The sequence below is a fragment of the Cellulomonas sp. C5510 genome (genome assembly GCF_019797765.1).
In the GTDB taxonomy this organism is placed as follows: domain Bacteria; phylum Actinomycetota; class Actinomycetes; order Actinomycetales; family Cellulomonadaceae; genus Cellulomonas.
This window is the reverse complement of record NZ_CP081862.1, coordinates 2,328,356-2,343,856: the sequence shown is the minus strand read 5'-3', so window position 1 is coordinate 2,343,856 and position 15,501 is coordinate 2,328,356. Positions and strand designations below refer to the sequence as shown.

The window sequence follows — 15,501 nt, the reverse complement described above, 5'->3', positions numbered from 1 at the left end:
GCCGCCCGGTGCCGCCCGTGGGCGCGGCGGACACGCGGCCCGCGGCGCGCGACGCCGCGCGCTGCGGTCGGACGCGACCGGATCGCGGACCGTGGGTCGGCGGCGGACCGTGGCTCAGTCGACGATGCCGCGGGCGGCCAGCGCCTCGCCGAGGTCGCGCGCTCGGCCCAACACGCGCAGCACCGCGGGCGTGAGCCACACGCGCGGGTCCCGCTCGGCGCCGCGCGCGCGGGCCGCGTCCCGCACCTCGTGCACCGTGCGGGCGATCTCGGGCACGGTCCGCAGCACCAGCGCGACGGCGAGTGCCACGACATCGGGTCGGACGCCCACCCGTCGCAGCGGGTGCACGGCCCGGGTGAGGCCGTCGAGCAACCGGTCGGCCGGCGTCGTCGCCGTGACGACCGCGGCGGCGAGCACCAGGGTCAGCAGGTCCGCGACGACCTCGACCGCCGGTGCCCAGCCCCGCGCCCACGCCTGGTACGCGCCGGCGACGGTCGCCGTGGCCAGCACCGGCAGCATCCCGCGCAGCGTCGGGCCCGGCGGCAGGGCGGCCACCGCCGCGAGGGCGACCGTCGCCGCCAGCAGGGTGAGCGACGGGACGACGCCGGCGGACACGACGACAGCGACGCCCAGCACCGCGAGCCCGGCGAGCTTCGCGCCCGCCGGTGCCCGGTCGAGCGGCGTGCGCGCGGTCCGGTGCGCGCCGAGCAGCGTCACGGCCGGTTCCCGTCGGCTCCCGCGTCGGGGAGACCGCCGAGGTCGTCACCCCGGGCCGAGGTCGTGCGTCCGGCCTGCCGACCTCGGCCGGAAGTGACGACCTCGCTCGCGTCGGCGGGAGCCGTGGGGGCGCCGGGGGAGGCGGGGGGCGGGGCGGACATGAGGGCGCGGTACGCCGCCAGGGTCACCGCGGGTGGGCCGTCGTGGACGACGCGGCCCTCGTCGACGACGAGCACCCGGTCGGCGCGCGCCGCGGCCTCCAGGTCGTGCGTCACCTGCACCACCTGCTGCGGCAGGTCCGCGAGCAGGGCGTCCACGACGCCGCGCCAGCGCAGGTCCAGCAGCGTCGTCGGCTCGTCGCAGACCAGCACGTCCGGCTCGGTGGCGAGCACGGCCGCGAGGGCCAGGAGCTGCCGCTGCCCGCCGGACAGCGCCCGCACCGGGACGTCCGCGCGCTCCGCGAGACCCACCCGCGCCAGCGCCTCCCGCGCCCGCGCGTCCCGCTCGCGCGCCGGCACCCCGCGGCGCCGCAGCGACAGCGCGACGTCCTCGACGGGGGTCGGCATGACGACCTGGGCGTCGGGGTCGGTGAACAGGAAGCCGACGCGCCGCCGCACGGCCGCACCGTCGCGTGCGGTGTCCAGACCGTCGACCCGGACCGCCCCGGCCGACGGGAGCGTCAGCCCGTTCAGCAGGCGGGCGAGCGTCGACTTGCCCGACCCGTTCGCCCCGACCACCGCGATGCGGCGCTCGGTCAGCGTGCAGGTCACGGGACCCAGCAGCGTGACGACCCGCTCCGAGCCCCGCCGGGCCGCACCGGGGGCGTACGCGGTGACGACCGCGCCGTCGAGCTCGATCACCGGCCGCGCAGCAGGTCGGGGAACGCGCGGAGCGCGGCGGCCGCGACGACGGCGGCGAGGAGGTTCTTGATCGCGTCGCCCGGCAGGAACACCGCGCCCGCGGTGATCGCCTCCGACGGCGACAGCCCGAGCCGCCAGCCCATGACGGCGATGCCCAGCGGGTGGACCGTCAGCAGCGTGGCGGCGGCCGCGGCACCGAACAGGGCGGGGACGCGCCAGCGGGGAGCCGCCCGGCGGGCCAGCAGGCCGAGCGCGCCGGCGACGGCGGCCGCCGCGGGGAACGCGAGCAGGTACCCGGCGGACGGGCCGGCGAGCACGCCCAGCCCGCCCGTCGCCCCGGCGAACACCGGCAGCCCCGCGAGCCCGACGGCGACGTACAGCAGCAGGGCCAGGAAGCCGCGGCGCGGCCCGAGCACCAGCCCGGTCAGCACCACGCCGAACGTCTGCAGCGTGATGGGCACCGCGCCGCCCGTCGGGATCGCCGGCAGCACCGCGCACACCGCGACGAACGCGGCGAACGTCGCCACCAGGGCCAGGTCGGTCGCGACGGACGCGCGGGCCACGGGAGCGGGGATCGCGGGGGACGCCGCCGTGGCGGCGGCGCCGGACGCCGGGGCACCGGGCGAGCGGGGCTCGGCGGGCCGGAGGTCGGCGGAGGTGGCGGGTCGTGCCGTCGGGTCGTGCTCGGGACGGTGCTGCTCGGACATGGGACCTCGCTGGACGGGGCGGACGGGTGTGCTGCCGTCACGCTAGTTCGCCCTACCCGGCGGGGTCGCCGGTCGACCCGCCCAACACTCCCCCCACCCCGCTGGAGGTTTCCGCACCCACCCACCCACCCCGCCCACCCCACCCACCCACCCCACCCCGGCCCACCACCCACCCGCGTTCACCTCCCGCGAGTTCGGCAGTCGGGGTGCGAGGTCGGCACCTGGAGCTGCCGACCTCGACCGGGGCTGCCGAACTCGGCGCAGGGCGGGAGCGGAGCGCGCGTCGCGCGGCGGGGCGGGGCCGAGGGGGGCGGGAATTCTCGTCGGCGGGCGGGCGCTGGGGCTCGTAGAATGGCCGGCGTTTGTGCCGGGTCGGCGACGGGGCGCGCGGCAAGCAGCCGGGTCGAGCCACGTCCGGGCACGGTGGAGGGACAGGGACCAAGTGATCACAGCCCAGGGCGTCGAGCTGCGCGTCGGTGCGCGCGTGCTGCTGTCGGCGGCGACGTTCCGCGTGGCGCCGGGGGACCGGATCGGCCTCGTGGGCCGCAACGGCGCCGGCAAGACCACGCTGACCAAGACGCTCGCCGGGGAGTCGCAGCCGACCGGCGGGCAGGTGTCCCGCAGCGGTGACGTCGGGTACCTGCCGCAGGACCCCCGCTCGGGCGACCTGTCGACGCTGGCGCTGCACCGCGTGCTGTCGGCGCGGGGTCTGGACCAGATCGTCGCGGCGATGCGCGAGACCGAGGGCGCGATGGCGTCGGCCGACGACGAGACCCGCGAGGCCGCGATGGAGCGGTACACACGTCTCGAGGCCCGTTTCCTCGCAGCCGGTGGTTACGCGGCGGAGTCCGAGGCGCACCGCATCACGTCGAACCTCGGCCTGGACGACCGGGTGCTCGCCCAGGAGATCGGCACGCTCTCCGGCGGCCAGCGCCGGCGCGTCGAGCTGGCCCGCATCCTGTTCTCGGGCTCCGAGACGCTCCTGCTCGACGAGCCGACGAACCACCTCGACGCGGACTCGATCGCCTGGCTGCGCGACTACCTCAAGGTGTACCCGGGTGGGTTCGTGGTCATCAGCCACGACGTCGAGCTGCTGCGCGCCACGGTGAACAAGGTGTTCCACCTGGACGCCAACCGGGGCGAGCTCGACCAGTACAACCTCGGCTGGGACGCGTACGTGCTGCAGCGTGAGACGGACGAGAAGCGCCGCCGGCGCGAGAGGGCGAACGCCGAGAAGAAGGCGTCCGCTCTGCTCGCCCAGGCCGACAAGATGCGCGCGAAGGCCACCAAGGCGGTCGCGGCGCAGAACATGGCGCGCCGCGCCGAGCGGATGCTGTCCGGGCTGGACGAGGTCCGGGTGTCGGACAAGGTCGCGAAGCTGCGGTTCCCCGAGCCCGCGCCGTGCGGCCGCACACCGCTGACCGCCTCCGACCTGTCGAAGTCGTACGGGTCGCAGGAGGTCTTCGCGGGCGTCGACCTGGCGATCGACCGCGGCTCCCGTGTCGTGGTGCTCGGCCTGAACGGCGCCGGCAAGACGACGCTGCTGCGCATCCTCGCGGGGTTGGCGCAGTCCGACACCGGCGAGGTCACCCCGGGGCACGGGCTCAAGCTCGGGTACTACGCCCAGGAGCACGAGACGCTCGACCTGGACCGGACCGTCGTCGAGAACCTCCGGTCGTCGGCCCCGGACCTCACCGACACGCAGGTCCGTTCCGTGCTCGGGTCGTTCCTGTTCTCCGGGGACGACGCCGACAAGCCCGCGAAGGTGCTGTCCGGCGGCGAGAAGACCCGCCTGGCGCTCGCGGCCCTGGTCGTGTCCAGCGCGAACGTGCTGCTGCTCGACGAGCCCACCAACAACCTGGACCCCGCCAGCCGCGAGGAGATCCTGGCGGCGCTGCGCGGCTACACGGGCGCGGTCGTGCTGGTCAGCCACGACGAGGGGGCGGTCGAGGCGCTCAACCCGGAGCGGGTGGTCCTGCTGCCCGACGGCGACGAGGACCTGTGGAACCCGTCGTACCTGGACCTGGTGACCCTGGCCTGACGGTCGGGGGAGAGCGCCGTCACGACCCCGTGTCCGGCGCTCGGACCCGATCGCGCCGGCACGCCCGGTGCGCCGGTGCGGCCGGGCCGGACGGGCGCCTCGGAGGGCGCGCCTCGCCGGTCAGCCCATCTGGGAGTCGATGAGCGCGTCCTCGGTCTCCTCGTCGGACGGCCGGCGTCGGCGTGCCCGAGCCGGCCGGGCGGGGCGGCCGGGCACGCGCTCCGGGGAGCCGTCCGACGAGAGGCCCGCGCCGTGCCCCCCTGCCGGGCCGGCGGGTGCACCCGGTCCGGCGGGCCCGCCCGGTCCGGCGGGCCCGCCCGGTCCGGCCGGTGCCGCGCCCTCCAGCAGCTCGCGGCGCGCGAGCCACGTGAACGCGACGAGCGATCCCACCGCGAACGTCCACCACTGGAACGCGTACGACAGGTGCGACCCCGGGTCCGTGCTGGGGGCGGGCAGCGCGCCGAGCGTCGTCGCCGCAGCGGGCGCCTCGGTGATCGCGCCGCCGTACGCCGCGTAGGACGGTGCCGCGACACCGCCCGCGGCCAGCACCTGCTCCACGTTGACGGCCTGCACCTGCCCCGCCGGCGCCTCACGGGTGCTCGCGGGCTCGTCCGGTCGCAGGTGCACGGTGACCTCGACCTCGCCCGCCGGGGGCTGCGGCACGTCGACCTCGCCGCTCGCGTCCCGGTCCCAGGCCACCCAGCCGCGGTCGACGACGAGGACGGTGCCGTCGTCCTGCACGAGCGGCACGAGCACGTGGAACCCCGGCTGGCCGTCGACGGGCCGGTTGCGCAGCAGCACGGCGGCGTCGGCGTCGTAGGTGCCGGTGACGGTGGCCTGCCGCCACACGTCGGAGGGGTCGAGCGCGGCACCGGAACCGGGGAGCAGCTCGGCGAGCGGTACCGGGTCGGCCTCGTAGTTCTGCTCGACCAGCCGGATCGCCGCGTCGCGCGCCACGTGCCGGTGCCACTGCCACCGTCCGAGGAACACGCACGCGACGGCCAGCACCACCGCGAGCACCAGCAGGCCCACCGCGCGCCGGAGAGCGGGGTTGCCGCGAAGCCGCACCCGCGTGCCCGCGGGTGTCGGCGGGGGACTCGTGGGCGCCGCGGTCATCGCAGCCCCGGCAGCCCCGGCGACCCCGGCAGCCCCGGCCGCGAACCGAGCTCCAGCCGCGGCAGCTCGTCGACCGGCACGGTCTGCTTCCAGAACGCCCGGACGCCGAGGTACTCCTCGAGGTGCGCGCGGTGCTCGTCGCACGCCAGCCACACCTTGCGGCGCTCCGGCGTGTGCAGCCGCGGGTTGTTCCACAGCACACCCCACGACGCCTCGGCGCGGCAGCCGCGGGCGCTGCAGCCGAGCTCGTCGCCGACGGGGTCGGGCGCGGGGGCGGTCATCGAGGTCCTCCGGGGGTGCCGTGGTGGTGGTCGTCGTCGACGGCGTCGGGCCGGCGGTGGTCTCCGCGGGGCGCGTCGGCCGGCGGGGGCGCGACCGGCCGCACGGGTGGCGCGGCGTCGATCAGGTGGGGCACGTAGCCCGCGGGCGCGTCGTCCCGGCGCTCCCGTCCGGCGTTGGCGAACAGCACCGCGGTGTACGGCAGCACGACGGCGCCGACGATCAGCGTGAGGCTCAGCCAGAGCGGGACGTGCGTCCAGGTGAGCACCGCGAGCACGAAGCACGCCACGCGGACGCCCATCTGGATCAGGTAGCGGCGTGCCCGGCGTGCCTGGTCGGCGCCCAGGGGCTCGGGGGCGCTCGTGATGCTCTGCGCCTCGTCGGGGGTCCGCCTGCTCACACCTGATCGTAGGCGCCCCTCGCCCACCCCGCCCCACGTCCCCCACCTCCTCGCGCAGCCGTCCCGGACGACTCGGAGGCTCCGACGTGCGGTCGGAGGTGTCTGCGGAGCCCTCCGATACCGCGCGCACGCCTCCGACCGCGTTCGGAGTCTCCGAGGGGATGGGGAGGGTGGGGGAGAGCGGGGTGGTGGGGCCGGGGATTGTGCGATCCGCACAAGACCCGCCCGCCATCCTGTGCCGCGGCGGTGCACCGGCCGCGCGGGGGCGTCGGCTAGCGTCGACTTCCGTGCCCGAGAACTCCCAGACCTCCCGTCCGGAGCCCCGCAGCGTCCTGGTGACCGGCGCGAACCGTGGCATCGGCCGTGCGATCGCCGAGCGGTTCGTCGCGAACGGCGACAAGGTCGCCACCCTGGTCCGCACCGGCGGTGCGCCCGACGGCGTGCTGGCCGTCACCGGCGACGTCACCGACACGCCCTCCGTCGACGCCGCGTTCGCGGAGGTCGAGGCGCAGCACGGGCCCGTCGAGGTGCTGGTCGCCAACGCCGGCGTCACGCGCGACGGCCTGCTGATGCGCATGTCCGACGAGGACTTCGAGCAGGTGCTCGACGTCAACCTCACCGGCGTCTTCCGCTGCGTGCGGCGCGCGTCGAAGGGCATGATCCGCCTGCGCCGCGGCCGCATCGTCATGATCGGCTCGGTGGTCGGCCTGTACGGCAACGCCGGTCAGGTCAACTACACCGCCACGAAGGCGGGCCTGGTCGGCATGGCCCGCTCGGTCACGCGCGAGCTCGGCGGGCGCGGCATCACCGCGAACGTCGTCGCGCCCGGCTTCATCGAGACGCAGATGACCGCCGAGCTGCCCCAGGACCGCCAGGACGCGTACCTGTCGTCGATCCCCGCCGGCCGGTTCGGCGCGGTCGACGAGATCGCCGCGGCCGTCGAGTTCCTCGCCTCGCCCGCCGCCGGGTACATCTCCGGCGCCGTGCTGCCGGTCGACGGCGGCCTCGGCATGGGCCACTGACCTCCCGCCCCCACGAACGGAACGGAACACCCCATGGGCCTCCTCGACGGCAAGAAGCTCCTCGTCACCGGCGTCCTCACCGACGGCTCGATCGCCTTCCACGTCGCGCGCCTCGCGCAGGAGGAGGGCGCCGAGGTCGTGCTGAGCTCGTTCGGCCGGCAGTTCCGCCTCACGCAGGCGATCGCGCGCCGCCTCCCGAAGGAGGCCCCCGTCGTGCAGCTCGACGTGACCGACGCCGACGACCTGGCGGCGCTCGCGGACCGGGTGCGCGAGCACGTCGACCACCTGGACGGCGTCGTCCACTCCATCGGCTTCGCACCGCAGTCGGTGATGGGCGGCAACTTCCTGTCCGGCGAGTGGGCCGACGTCGCCACCGCCCTGGAGGTGTCGGCGTTCTCGCTCAAGTCGCTCGCGGTCGCAGCCCAGCCGCTGCTCACCGGGGGCGGCTCGATCGTCGGTCTGACGTTCGACGCGCGGTTCGCCTGGCCGGTCTACGACTGGATGGGTGTGGCGAAGGCCGCCTTCGAGGCGACCTCGCGGTACCTCGCGCGGGACCTCGGGCCGTCGGGGGTGCGCGTCAACGTCGTGTCCGCGGGCCCGATCCGCACCACCGCCGCGAAGTCGATCCCCGGCTTCGAGGCGATGGAGGGCGGCTGGGACGGCCGCGCGCCGCTGGGGTGGGACGTCACCGACCCGGAGCCGACCGCCCGCGCGGTGGCCGCGCTGCTGTCCGACTGGTTCCCCAAGACCACCGGCGAGATGATCCACGTCGACGGCGGCGTGCACGCGATGGGCCAGTAGTCGTGCGACTCTGGTTCGCGTGACCCACCCGCACCGTCTCGTCCTGCTCCGCCACGCGAAGGCGGAGCACGCTGCGTCCCTGGAGGACCACCTGCGCCCGCTGGCGCTCACCGGCCGCCGCCAGGCGTCGGAGGTCGGCACCGGGATGGGGGCCGCAGGTCTGGTGCCCGACCTGGTGCTCGTCTCGTCCGCGCTGCGGACCCGGCAGACGTGGGACCTGGTCCGCGCGGGCCTCGGCCTGCCCGCGGAGGTCGCGCGCCTGAGCGACGAGCTGTACGCGGCGGGGGTCCGGTCGCTCATCGGCCTGCTGCGCGAGGTCGAGGAGCAGGCGGCGACGGTGCTGGTCGTCGGCCACGAGCCGACCGTGTCGCAGACCGCGGCGGCGCTCGCCGGCCCGGGGTCGGACGACGCCGCGACGGCTCGCGTGCGGGTCGGCGTGCCGACGGCCACCTACAGCGTCCTGGAGGTCGACGGCACCTGGGCCGAGCTGGTCCCGGACGCGGCGCGGCTCGTGCGGGTGGTCAGCCCGGCCTGACGGGCCGACCACGGTCAGCGGAGCTGCGGCAGCTCCAGCACGGCGTCGAGACGGCCACGCACCACGGCGTCGGCCTGCTCGCAGACCACGGGCTTGGCGTTGAACGCCACACCGATCCCCGCAGCGGCCAGCATGTCGAGGTCGTTCGCACCGTCCCCGATCGCCACCGCGCGGTCCAGAGGCACACCGGTCTCGGCGGCGTACTCGCGGAGCGTGCGCGCCTTCACGGCCCGGTCGACGACCTCGCCCGCGACCCGGCCGGTCAGCGCGCCGCCGGAGACCTCCAGCGCGTTCGCCCGGTACCGGGTGATCCCGAGGCGCGCGGCGAGCGGGCCGACGACCTCCACGAAGCCGCCGGAGACCAGCCCGACGGGCCACCCGCGGCGGTCGAGCTCGGCCAGCAGCTCCACGGCCCCCGGTGTGACGACGACCTCGTCCAGCACCTCGGCGAACACGCTGACGGGCAGCCCCGCGAGGGTCGCGACGCGCGCCCGCAGGGACGCGGTGAAGTCCAGGTCGCCGCGCATCGCCCGCTCGGTGATCGCGGCGACCTCGTCCCGCGACCCGGCGTGGGCCGCGAGCAGCTCGATCACCTCCTGGGTGATGAGCGTCGAGTCGACGTCCATGACGACGAGGCGGGTGGGTGTCACGCGGGCAGGCTAGCCGGGCGCGCACGGTCGACGCCCGGGCGTCCACGCCCCGGGCGTCCACGCCCGGGCGTCCGGCACCGGCGGGGCCCGCCCGGGTCAGAGGCTGACGACCGCGCCCTTCGGCACCACGGTGATCCCCGACTCCGTGACGGTGAACCCGCGCGCCAGGTCCTGCTCCCGGTCGATGCCGACCCGCGCCCGCTCGTGCACGACGACGTTCTTGTCGAGGATCGCCCGGTGCACCTGCGCGTACCGGTTCACGACGACGCCGTCCATCAGCACCGAGTCCGTGACCTGCGCCCACGAGTGCAGGTACACCCCGGGCGAGAGCACCGATCCCGACACCGTCGCGCCCGAGACGATCACGCCGGGCGAGACGATCGAGTCCGCGGCGTGCCCGAGCCGGCCGGCGCCCGCGTGCACGAACTTCGCAGGCGGCAGCCCGGTGTAGCCGGTGTACACGGGCCACGCGTCGTTGTAGAGGTTGAACACCGGCTCGATCGAGATGAGGTCCTGGTTCGCCTCGTAGTACGAGTCGAGCGTCCCGACGTCCCGCCAGTACTGCCGGTCGCGGTCCGTCGACCCGGGCACGTCGTTGTGGATGAAGTCGTACACCGCCGCGGTGCCGCGCTCGACGAACGCCGGCACCAGGTCGCCGCCCATGTCGTGCCGGCTGGTGGGGTTCTCGGCGTCCTCGGTGACCGCGCGCCGCAGGGCGTCGGTGTTGATGACGTAGTTGCCCATCGAGGCGAGGATCTCACCGGGGGAGTCCGGCAGGCCGACCGGGTCGGTCGGCTTCTCGCGGAACGCGGCGATCTTCGTCGGGTCGGACGGGTCGGTCTCGATGACGCCGAACTGGTCGGCCATCCCGATCGGCTGCCGGATGCCGGCCACCGTGATCTCCGCACCGGTCGCGATGTGCTGGTCGACCATCTGCGAGAAGTCCATGCGGTACACGTGGTCCGCGCCGACGACCACGACGATGTCCGGCCGCTCGTCGTCGAGGATGTTGAGGCACTGGTAGATCGCGTCGGCGCTGCCGAGGTACCAGTGCTTGCCGACCCGCTGCTGCGCGGGCACGGGGGAGACGTAGTTGCCGAGCAGCGTCGACATCCGCCAGGTCTTCGACACGTGCCGGTCGAGGCTGTGGGACTTGTACTGCGTCAGCACGATGATGTGCAGGTAGCGCGAGTTCACGAGGTTCGACAGCGCGAAGTCGACGAGCCGGTAGATGCCGCCGAACGGGACGGCGGGCTTGGCACGGGCCTCGGTGAGCGGCATCAGCCGCTTGCCCTCTCCACCTGCGAGGACGATTGCCAGGATGCGCGGCGCTGCCATGCCCCGACCCTAGAGGCAGGACGGCCCCGACGGCGAGGTGAACACCCGGAGTGGCGCTAGCGTGTCCGAGGTGAGAGTCGACCTGCTGACGCGCGAGTACCCGCCCCACGTCTACGGCGGGGCCGGGGTGCACGTCGCCGAGCTCGCCGCGGTGCTGCGGCGCAGCGTCGACGTGCGGGTGCACTGCTTCGACGGCCCCCGCGACGAGGCGGGCGTGACGGGGTACGACGTCCCCGCGGCGCTCGCCGGCGCCAACCCCGCGCTCGCGACGCTCGGGGTGGACCTGTCGATCGTCGACGGCGTGGGGCGCGGCGCGGGCCCCGCCACGGACCTCGTGCACTCGCACACCTGGTACGCGAACCTCGCCGGACACCTCGCGTCGCTGCTGCACGGTGTGCCGCACGTGGTGTCGGCGCACAGCCTGGAGCCGCTGCGGCCGTGGAAGGCCGAGCAGCTCGGCGGCGGCTACGCGCTGTCGTCGTGGGCGGAGCGCACGGCGTTCGAGTCGGCGGCGGCGGTCATCGCGGTGAGCGCCGGCATGCGGGCGGACATCCTGCGCTGCTACCCGGGGATCGACCCGGACCGGGTGCGCGTCGTGCACAACGGCATCGACCTGTCCGGGTGGCGCCGGCCGGAGGGCGACGAGCAGTGGGCGGCGGCGCGCCGCGTCGCCGAGGCGAACGGCATCGACCCGGACCGGCCGGCCGTGGTGTTCGTCGGCCGGATCACCCGGCAGAAGGGCCTGCCGTACCTGCTCCGCGCCGCCGAGTCGCTGCCGCCGGAGGTGCAGCTCGTGCTGTGCGCGGGCGCCCCGGACACGCCCGAGATCCTCGCGGAGGTCACCGAGCTGGTCGGCGCCCTGCGCGCGCGGCGGGACGGCGTCGTGTGGATCGAGCGGATGCTGCCGCGCGACGAGCTGGTGGCCGTCCTCGCGACGGGGACCGTGTTCGCGTGCCCGTCGGTGTACGAGCCGCTCGGCATCGTGAACCTCGAGGCGATGGCTGTCGGGCTGCCCGTGGTGGGTACCGCGACCGGCGGCATCCCGGAGGTCGTCGACGCGGGGACCACCGGCTGGCTGGTGCCGATCGAGCAGGTGCAGGACGGCACGGGCACGCCCGTCGACCCCGACCGGTTCGTGGCCGACCTCGGAGCGGCGCTGGCGGAGGCCGCGTCGGACCCGCGTCGCGCGCGGGAGTGGGGCGGCGCGGCGCGACGTCGCGTCGAGGAGCACTTCTCGTGGGACGCCGTCGCCGAGCGCACGCTCGAGGTCTACCGGTCCGTCCTGGCCTGAGGCCGCCCGCGGCACGGGCGGGACGGAGCCGGCACCGCCTCAGCCCGGGCCCGGGTGCGTCGCGGCGGCCAGCGCCCGGCGGGCCGCCCGGTCGACGTCCCGCAGCGCCGTGGAGCGCTGGTCGGCCTGCCAGAGGTTGACCGCCGCACCGTCGTCGGCGGTCGCGAGGTCGATGATCGCGCGCAGCCGCAGCGCCGTCCCGAGCACGCGGACACGGCGCGGCTCGAGCCCCGGGGGCACCAGCGGACGCAGGTCGGGCGGTGTCCGCAGGGCGGCGATCCGCTCGGCGGCGTCCTCCCGCCAGCGGGCCACGTCCAGGGCGACCAGGGCCTCCGTCGCCCGCGTCAGCGCCGCCGCGAGGTCGCGCTCGGCGTCCGCGAGCGTCCCGACGTGCCCCACCAGCGCGGTGCGCCAGGCGGGCACGGCGTGCAACCGCCACGTCACCAGGTGCCCCGCCTCGTACACGCTGCCGAACCGCTCGACCCCCGGGACCGCGGCGAAGTCGCCGTCGGGGGTGCTGACCAGCACGGCCTCGCCGGCCGCCTGGGCGGGGCCGGCCACCGCGGCGGGCGCCCCGGCCGGGTCGCCCGGAGCGGGCAGCACCGCCGCGACCGCCCGCGGCCCGCTGCCCCAGGCCGCGACGAGGTCCGCGAGGGTGGGGCCGCCCGACCCGAGGACGGTGTCGGTGAGACCAGGGACGGCGGCGTCGCCCACCAGGACACGGTGCGGCTCGTCGTCTCCCTGCACCGCGTCGAGCGTGCGCTGCACGGGACCCGAGCCCGGCCCGGGTTCGGCGAGCCACAGGGCGAGCAGCACGGAGCGCGGCAGGGCGGGGGCGTGGTCCACCGCACCAACGTACGACCACGTCCGCGCGGGCCCGGGCGACTAGGGTCTGGTGTCCATGACCGACGTGCTCCACCTCCAGGACGTGACCATCCGACGCGGGACGACGACGATCCTCGACCGGCTCTCGTGGACGGTCCGGGAGGGCGAGCGCTGGGTGGTGCTCGGGCGCAACGGCGCGGGCAAGACCACCGTGCTCCAGGTCGCGTCCGGGCGGATGCACCCGACGTCCGGCACCGCCGACCTGCTCGGGTCGCGGCTCGGGCGGGTCGACGTGTTCGAGCTCCGGCCGCGCATCGGCCTGGCCAGCGCGGCGCTCGCGGAGCGGATCCCCGGCGGGGAGATCGTGCGCGACGTCGTGCTGACCGCCGCCTACGGCATGACCGGGCGGTGGCGCGAGTCGTACGAGGACGTGGACGAGGCGCGGGCGGCCGACCTGATGGCGGCCTTCGGCGTGGCCCGGTTCGCGGACCGCCGGTACGGCACCCTCAGCGAGGGCGAGCGCAAGCGCGTGCAGATCGCCCGGGCGCTCATGAGCGACCCGGAGCTGCTGCTGCTCGACGAGCCGGCCGCCGGCCTGGACCTGGGCGGGCGCGAGGAGCTGGTCGCCGCCCTGGCCGAGCTGGCCGCCGACCGCCGCTCGCCGGTGCTGGTGCTGGTCACGCACCACGTCGAGGAGATCCCGCCGGGGTTCACGCACCTGCTGCTGCTCGCGGACGGCCGGGTGCACGCCGCCGGCCCGGTGGACGAGGTGCTGACCGCCGAGAAGCTCTCGGAGGCCTTCGGCACACCGCTGACCGTGGAGCGCTCCGGGGACCGCTGGGCGGCCCGCGGGCGGGCGTGAGACGGGGCTGAGCCCGCGCCGTCGGCGGACGCTCCGGCCGGGCGGTCCGGACCGTATCCCTCACAGAGAAGTCAAGGGACCGTCTAGGATCGGTGGGAGAGCGGCCGTGGTCGCCGCCGAGGACGACGGTGCCCGGACCGCGGGCACCCGCAGGGAAGGGGGCCGACGATGGGCTGGCTGTGGTGGCTCGGCGGCGCGTTGCTGCTGGGCGTGGCCGAGATGTTCACGCTGGACCTGATCTTCCTCATGCTGGCCGGGGGTGCCCTGGCCGGCACGATCGCGGCGGCGTTCGGGGCCCCGCTCGCCGTGCAGATCGTCGCCGCCGCGGTGGCGTCGCTGCTGCTGCTGTTCGCGCTGCGGCCGTTCCTGCTGCGCCGCCTGCGCGAGCGGACCGAGCTGGTGGAGACCAACTCCGCCGCCCTCGTGGGCCGCCCGGCCGTGGTGGTCGCCCCGACCGACGGCGTCGGGGGCCGCGTGAAGCTGGCGGGTGAGGTCTGGTCGGCGCGCACGGAGGACGTGGGCGTGTCGTTCCCGACCGGGACGGAGGTCCGCGTGACGCGGATCGACGGGGCGACGGCGGTGATCGCGGCCGTGCCCCGCGTGGCGGGCCCGGCGTCCGGCAACGTCGACGGGCCGGCCGGCGGGCCGCTGCCCGGGACGCCCGCCGGGGCCTGACCGCCCCGCACGCACTGCACGGACCCTCGACGGCCGCCGGGCACGCCCGCCGGCCGGGGGAGGCGGTGGCCGACCGGCCGCCGCCGGGCACGACGACGGCCCGAGCGGGCCGAGGTGGGAGGACGGCTGTGGACGACCCGAACATCGGCACGATCGTGGGGTGGGCGTTCATCGCCGTCCTGGCGATCTTCGTGGTGGTGACCCTGGTCCGCGCCGTGCGGATCGTGCCGCAGACGGTGGCGCTGCTCGTCGAGCGCCTCGGGCGGTACCACCGCACGATGGACGCCGGCCTGCACCTGATCGTCCCGTTCATCGACCGGGTCCGCGCCGGCGTCGACCTGCGCGAGCAGGTGGTGTCGTTCCCGCCCCAGCCGGTGATCACCTCGGACAACCTCGTGGTCAGCATCGACACGGTCATCTACTTCCAGGTGACCGAACCCAAGTCGGCGGTCTACGAGATCGCCAACTACATCACGGGCATCGAGCAGCTCACCGTCACGACGCTGCGCAACGTCATCGGCTCGATGGACCTCGAGCAGACGCTGACCAGCCGCGACCAGATCAACGGGCAGCTCCGCGGCGTCCTCGACGAGGCGACCGGCAAGTGGGGCATCCGGGTGAACCGCGTCGAGCTGAAGAGCATCGACCCGCCCGCCTCGGTGCAGGGCGCGATGGAGCAGCAGATGCGGGCCGAGCGCGACCGCCGCGCCGCGATCCTGACCGCGGAGGGCGTCAAGCAGTCCCAGATCCTCACCGCCGAGGGTGAGAAGCAGGCGGCGATCCTGCGGGCCGAGGGTGCCGCGCAGTCGGCGATCCTCACCGCAGAGGGGGAGTCGCGCGCGATCCTCCAGGTGTTCGACGCGGTCCACCGCGGAGACGCCGACCCCAAGCTGCTGGCGTACCAGTACCTGCAGGCGCTGCCCAAGCTCGCGTCGACCCCGGCCAACAAGGTGTGGATCGTGCCGTCGGAGCTCACGGGTGCGCTGAGCCAGTTCGCGCAAGGGTTCGCCGGTGCGTTCGGCGGGGCGGTGCCGGGTGCCGAGCAGGGGGAGCCGTCGTCCGGTCGACGCGCGGGGGAGTCGCCGCTGTCGGCGGAGGACCTGCCGCCGGTCGCGCTCACCGACCCGAAGGAGGCGCTGGCCGAGGCCCGTCGCGAGTCCGAGGCGGCGACCGCCGACGCCACGAGCGCGGGCACGTTCAGCGGCCGGCCGTTCGACCCGGTCGCTGAGGCGGGCCAGCGCCCGCGGCACGGTTCGGTGCCGCCGACGCCCCCGCCGCCGGCTCCGCTGCCGACGGAGCCGGACGCCGGGACGACCCCACCGCCCGCCCAGCCCTGACCTGACCCGGCCCCGCCGCGAGGCGGTCCGGGGACCCGTCGACGC

The 15,501-nt window shown here is 75.7% G+C and carries 17 protein-coding genes; 8 read left to right on the top strand and 9 right to left on the bottom strand.

Translation table 11 applies throughout. The features are described 5' to 3' along the window. Window positions 1-114: 114 nt before the first annotated feature. Genes K5O09_RS10935 through K5O09_RS10925 form a run of 3 tightly spaced genes read right to left on the bottom strand, consistent with a single transcriptional unit; the run spans window position 115 to window position 2,284 of the window. Window positions 115-717, bottom strand: coding sequence for an energy-coupling factor transporter transmembrane component T (locus K5O09_RS10935; protein WP_222169586.1), 603 nt, complete (start codon window positions 715-717; stop codon window positions 115-117). Continuing rightward, a complete protein-coding gene (locus tag K5O09_RS10930) occupies window positions 714-1,577 on the bottom strand; it encodes an energy-coupling factor ABC transporter ATP-binding protein (RefSeq protein ID WP_222169585.1) in 864 nt (287 codons plus the stop codon). The genes K5O09_RS10935 and K5O09_RS10930 overlap by 4 nt, the downstream gene beginning before the upstream one ends. Further along, window positions 1,574-2,284, bottom strand: coding sequence for a biotin transporter BioY (locus K5O09_RS10925; RefSeq protein WP_222169584.1), 711 nt, complete (start codon window positions 2,282-2,284; stop codon window positions 1,574-1,576). Before K5O09_RS10925 ends, K5O09_RS10930 begins: the two co-directional genes overlap by 4 nt. Before the next feature lie 442 nt (window positions 2,285-2,726). Between K5O09_RS10925 and K5O09_RS10920 the strand changes: the two genes are divergently transcribed. Further along, window positions 2,727-4,325, top strand: coding sequence for an ABC-F family ATP-binding cassette domain-containing protein (locus tag K5O09_RS10920; RefSeq protein WP_222169583.1), 1,599 nt, complete (start codon window positions 2,727-2,729; stop codon window positions 4,323-4,325). A gap of 120 nt (window positions 4,326-4,445) precedes the next feature. Here the strand turns inward: K5O09_RS10920 and K5O09_RS10915 are convergent, their stop codons facing one another. From K5O09_RS10915 to K5O09_RS10905, 3 genes are read right to left on the bottom strand one after another with little or no spacing between them, the layout of a single operon-like run. Then, the gene (locus K5O09_RS10915; RefSeq protein ID WP_255595259.1) at window positions 4,446-5,393 is read right to left on the bottom strand and encodes an SURF1 family protein; all 948 of its coding nucleotides are present in this window, start codon (window positions 5,391-5,393) and stop codon (window positions 4,446-4,448) included. A 44-nt stretch (window positions 5,394-5,437) separates the two neighbouring features. Beyond that, window positions 5,438-5,722, bottom strand: a complete 285-nt coding sequence (locus K5O09_RS10910) for a hypothetical protein (RefSeq protein ID WP_222169581.1) — start codon at window positions 5,720-5,722, stop codon at window positions 5,438-5,440. Beyond that, entirely contained in the window at window positions 5,719-6,120 is a 402-nt protein-coding gene (locus K5O09_RS10905; RefSeq protein WP_222169580.1) for a DUF3099 domain-containing protein, read from the bottom strand. The genes K5O09_RS10910 and K5O09_RS10905 overlap by 4 nt, the downstream gene beginning before the upstream one ends. Before the next feature lie 287 nt (window positions 6,121-6,407). On the opposite strand from K5O09_RS10905, the gene fabG reads away from it, so the two are divergent. Genes fabG through K5O09_RS10890 form a run of 3 tightly spaced genes read left to right on the top strand, consistent with a single transcriptional unit; the run spans window position 6,408 to window position 8,478 of the window. After that, on the top strand, window positions 6,408-7,142 hold the full coding sequence (gene fabG, locus K5O09_RS10900; RefSeq protein WP_255595257.1) for a 3-oxoacyl-ACP reductase FabG: 735 nt from the start codon (window positions 6,408-6,410) through the stop codon (window positions 7,140-7,142). A gap of 33 nt (window positions 7,143-7,175) precedes the next feature. Beyond that, complete coding sequence (fabI, locus tag K5O09_RS10895; RefSeq protein ID WP_222169578.1) at window positions 7,176-7,943, top strand: enoyl-ACP reductase FabI; 768 nt, start codon at window positions 7,176-7,178, stop codon at window positions 7,941-7,943. Window positions 7,944-7,962: 19 nt separating this feature from the next. Further along, window positions 7,963-8,478, top strand: coding sequence for a histidine phosphatase family protein (locus K5O09_RS10890; protein WP_255595255.1), 516 nt, complete (start codon window positions 7,963-7,965; stop codon window positions 8,476-8,478). A 14-nt stretch (window positions 8,479-8,492) separates the two neighbouring features. Here the strand turns inward: K5O09_RS10890 and serB are convergent, their stop codons facing one another. Together serB and K5O09_RS10880 are read right to left on the bottom strand one after the other, a co-directional pair. Beyond that, entirely contained in the window at window positions 8,493-9,128 is a 636-nt protein-coding gene (serB, locus tag K5O09_RS10885) for a phosphoserine phosphatase SerB (protein WP_255595253.1), read from the bottom strand. 96 nt (window positions 9,129-9,224) lie between these two features. After that, window positions 9,225-10,466: a glucose-1-phosphate adenylyltransferase gene (locus K5O09_RS10880; RefSeq protein ID WP_222169577.1), complete on the bottom strand. Its 1,242-nt coding sequence runs from the start codon at window positions 10,464-10,466 to the stop codon at window positions 9,225-9,227. A 70-nt stretch (window positions 10,467-10,536) separates the two neighbouring features. On the opposite strand from K5O09_RS10880, the gene glgA reads away from it, so the two are divergent. Next, window positions 10,537-11,757 carry a glycogen synthase gene (glgA, locus tag K5O09_RS10875; protein WP_222169576.1) on the top strand — a complete coding sequence of 407 codons (1,221 nt, stop codon included), beginning with the start codon at window positions 10,537-10,539 and terminating at the stop codon, window positions 11,755-11,757. Window positions 11,758-11,796: 39 nt separating this feature from the next. Here glgA and K5O09_RS10870 read toward each other — a convergent pair whose 3' ends face one another. Further along, the gene (locus K5O09_RS10870) at window positions 11,797-12,603 is read right to left on the bottom strand and encodes a hypothetical protein (protein ID WP_222169575.1); all 807 of its coding nucleotides are present in this window, start codon (window positions 12,601-12,603) and stop codon (window positions 11,797-11,799) included. A 55-nt stretch (window positions 12,604-12,658) separates the two neighbouring features. On the opposite strand from K5O09_RS10870, the gene K5O09_RS10865 reads away from it, so the two are divergent. The 3 genes from K5O09_RS10865 (at window position 12,659) to K5O09_RS10855 (ending at window position 15,456) form a co-directional block, all read left to right on the top strand. Next, the gene (locus K5O09_RS10865; protein ID WP_222169574.1) at window positions 12,659-13,444 is read left to right on the top strand and encodes an ABC transporter ATP-binding protein; all 786 of its coding nucleotides are present in this window, start codon (window positions 12,659-12,661) and stop codon (window positions 13,442-13,444) included. Between the two features lie 168 nt (window positions 13,445-13,612). Then, entirely contained in the window at window positions 13,613-14,119 is a 507-nt protein-coding gene (locus K5O09_RS10860) for an NfeD family protein (RefSeq protein WP_222169573.1), read from the top strand. Window positions 14,120-14,247: 128 nt separating this feature from the next. Continuing rightward, window positions 14,248-15,456 carry an SPFH domain-containing protein gene (locus K5O09_RS10855; protein ID WP_222169572.1) on the top strand — a complete coding sequence of 403 codons (1,209 nt, stop codon included), beginning with the start codon at window positions 14,248-14,250 and terminating at the stop codon, window positions 15,454-15,456. Window positions 15,457-15,501: the final 45 nt, after the last annotated feature.

What these genes read in the sequence shown, in the direction of transcription:
- K5O09_RS10925 (WP_222169584.1), bottom strand. Translation starts at nt 2,284, where the DNA reads ATGTCCGAGCAGCACCGTCCCGAGCACGACCCGACGGCACGACCCGCC.
- K5O09_RS10910 (WP_222169581.1), bottom strand. Translation starts at nt 5,722, where the DNA reads ATGACCGCCCCCGCGCCCGACCCCGTCGGCGACGAGCTCGGCTGCAGC.
- fabI (WP_222169578.1), top strand. Translation starts at nt 7,176, where the DNA reads ATGGGCCTCCTCGACGGCAAGAAGCTCCTCGTCACCGGCGTCCTCACC.
- K5O09_RS10880 (WP_222169577.1), bottom strand. Translation starts at nt 10,466, where the DNA reads ATGGCAGCGCCGCGCATCCTGGCAATCGTCCTCGCAGGTGGAGAGGGC.
- K5O09_RS10865 (WP_222169574.1), top strand. Translation starts at nt 12,659, where the DNA reads ATGACCGACGTGCTCCACCTCCAGGACGTGACCATCCGACGCGGGACG.
- K5O09_RS10860 (WP_222169573.1), top strand. Translation starts at nt 13,613, where the DNA reads ATGGGCTGGCTGTGGTGGCTCGGCGGCGCGTTGCTGCTGGGCGTGGCC.